Genomic DNA, 2972 nt, shown 5'->3' with positions numbered 1-2972 from the left:
GCCACTAATACCAATGCCTTTATAGTAAATTTTACTACTACAGCTCTTATCCCTCAAGGTACAGGAATACCATTAGATACTAATTTAATATTGACACCAGGAATATCACATACACCTGGTTCTAGTGTTATAAATTTAGATGCTGGTACTTATTTAGTTGAATATAATACTGTATCGCAAGCTCCAACAGGTAATTTTGTATCTACTAGAGCCCTTCTTAATGGTTCTATTATTACTGGAGCTACTGTTGTTAGTCCGCAAGTAACTTCTGGAATATTTCAATCCTTAAGTTCAGGATTTCTTGTTATAGCACCTAATCTAGTTAATACTTTGGAAATTGCTGCTGATTCTTTAGGAGGGAACATTTATAATTCGCAGTTTGCAAGTATTCCAAATGTATCTGTAAGAATTGTTAGATTAAGCTAATAATTTGCTTGTTTATTTGATTTTGAATGTATACTTTTGTTATATAAATTGAGGATATCATGGGAATTGTCAAGAAGTCATGTTTAAGGTAATTTGAAAGTAAACTAATATTTAAAAGTTTACATTTGATAAAAGTAAAAAAGAGTCCTATGTTTATGGGATTCTTTTTTTAGTTTCTGATAACATTGTATTAATTGAATGTAAAGAGGGATTTAGTAAGGATTTGAATATGTGAACCATTAGTTTACATGTATTAGATTAATGGTTTCTTTATTAATTAAGGGTTTATATGTAATGATTTCTTAGAGGTGAATAATATGAATTTAGGTTCGCAATTGAAAAAGTTTCGTGAATCAAAAAGCTTTTCGCAAGAAGATGTAGCTCGAAAGGTTGGAGTGACTAGACAAGCTGTTTATAAATGGGAGAGTAATAAAAGTTATCCTGATATTGATAATTTGATTTTACTTAGTGATTTATATGAAGTAACAATTGATGAGTTAATAAAGGGATCAGGAGATGCTAGAGAGGGTTTAGATAAAAAGGATAAAGATAAGTGTGAAGATGATGATGAGGTAAATGATTTTGGATTTTTTATAGGTATTGTTCTTATATTTGTAGGGATATTTATTGGTATTGAAGGGGTTTCTTTATTTATAACTATATCAGGGATGCTAATAATGGTATTTTATAGTGATGTGAAAAAAGTAATTATTAATGAATTTAAAATAAAAAGAAGACCGAACTAGAAAAACAATCTAGTTTGGTCTTCTTTTTATAATGTAAACAAATATTCAAAAGTTTACTTTAGAAATTAAAAAAGTATGAATTCTATTAAAGGAATTCGTACTAACAACATAATTTTATCATAATAAAATCTAATTTTTAGGATTTTATAATAATTGGAATGTTAATTTGGTATAATAATTATGTACATGTAAAATGGTGTACAAGTTAATATTTCCTTGTTTCAAAAAGACCAATTCTTCACACCAGAATTGGTTTTTTTATATTTAATCAATTATAAAGAGCAATTTTATACTTTTATAAAATTCTCTTTCTCTAAAGCTCTATATCATATCTTCTATGTTTTAATGATTTGAAAGTAAACAAAAAAGTACGAAGTCTTTTAAAAGACTTCGCACCAATAATAGATTAAAATACAGTTCATCGGAAACTGAAAGGGAATTTCATTTATATTATTATAACTTATCCATCCCCATTTTTGGTAATTAATCAGAAAATATGAAAAAATTCATATTTTATTCCCACTAAAAGTGATGAAATTACGTTTAGTTTTGAATTTTCTTTTTATTTTTATTTATGGTAAACTAGCTTATGTAAGACCGAATTCCTTAAGCGCCTAGATATATTTCTATTCATTATACGCAAAAAAACCAATTCTCGTGTAATAGAATTGGTTTTTTTGTATGCAATTCAGTCAATACAGCTACTTGAACCCACATTTTCAAATGTAGTCTTATCAATTTTATCATAAATTTAAATAAATAAACGTAAAAGAGTTCTTTATATTAAATATATAAAGAACTCTTTAAAAGGATACAACCCTTTTAGGTAGTTTTAGTGATGGATAGTAATTATAACATAAATACCCTGCACTTAATAGAAGAGGAGAAGAAAGATAAACAGTAAGTGTCAATGGTAAGCGGACTGGAAGGGAGAAGCGGTTTGTGCTGATCCATGAAAGGAGCATTAAGGAATTGACACGTGCAGCCGATTCATCACCCTCTTGGCATTTCCTCAAAACGAACCGTTTTGGGGATGCCAACCGGCGAGGGAGCCCCTCAAGGATTGAGGGGTTGGGGAGTTCGATTGATGGGGTCAAGGGGAAAATTTCCCCTTGTAGGTTCGGACAAAGTCCGAAGTCTTTTAGCCATGCTAAGCATGGTTCGGCGAAGCCGACAAGCGTCGCAGACCCCTATCGATTTTGATGCGTTAGCGTCAAAATACGTATAGGGTTACGTTAATTGACATCATTTCGTCGCTTTGCTAGACTGATGGTATCAATTAATCTAGGGAAAGTGGTGGCACTTTATGTTGGGGTCTATCTCATTTAATCAATCCCACCAAAGTTCATTAAGTCATAATAACAGAGAAAATATTCATGGGAATCCTGGTATTGATCCATCGAGGTTACATGAGAATATTTATTTTGTTCAAAAGGATATCCGAAGTGTATACAAGGATATCTTTCAAGAAGCGGTGGACAAATATAACGAGAAACAAAAACGGAATGACCGTAAAATTGATGATTACTATGACAAAATACATAAAGACGATAAGACGCATGAGCAACGAGAATTGGTCGTAGCGATTGGGGAAGGTAAAGACGACCCAAAATATAGGGAAGCGAAAAAGGAAGCGCTGAAGCGTTATGCTGAGGCTTTCCAAGAGAGAAATCCAAACCTAACGGTTTATAACATGGTTTTACATGATGATGAAGCGAATCCGCATTTACATATTAACTATGTACCGAATTTCGAAAGTAGTCGAGGATTAACGAGGCGTGTCGGAATGGATAGAGCTTT

Annotated in this window: 3 protein-coding genes; all 3 read left to right on the top strand. The window is 31.7% G+C overall.

Annotation, left to right across the window (positions count from 1 at the left end; genetic code table 11):
• Positions 1–426: hypothetical protein (locus BM089_RS30230; protein ID WP_254791385.1), on the top strand; the 426-nt coding region annotated here is incomplete at its 5' end.
• 317 nt (positions 427–743) lie between these two features.
• Entirely contained in the window at positions 744–1172 is a 429-nt protein-coding gene (locus BM089_RS30225; RefSeq protein WP_026565859.1) for a helix-turn-helix domain-containing protein, read from the top strand.
• 1306 nt (positions 1173–2478) lie between these two features.
• Positions 2479–2972, top strand: a 494-nt coding sequence (locus tag BM089_RS30215; protein WP_175495717.1) for a plasmid recombination protein, incomplete at its 3' end; no start/stop codon positions are given.

It is taken from the genome of Bacillus sp. 5mfcol3.1 (genome assembly GCF_900114335.1).
GTDB classification, from domain to species: Bacteria; Bacillota; Bacilli; order Bacillales; family Bacillaceae_G; genus Bacillus_A; species Bacillus_A thuringiensis_S.
Note: the sequence above shows the minus strand (reverse complement) of the source record. Positions and strands in the feature narration are given on the sequence as shown.

Bases quoted from the DNA above. Each gene is read 5' to 3' on its own strand.
- BM089_RS30225 (WP_026565859.1), top strand. From the start codon at position 744: ATGAATTTAGGTTCGCAATTGAAAAAGTTTCGTGAATCAAAAAGCTTT.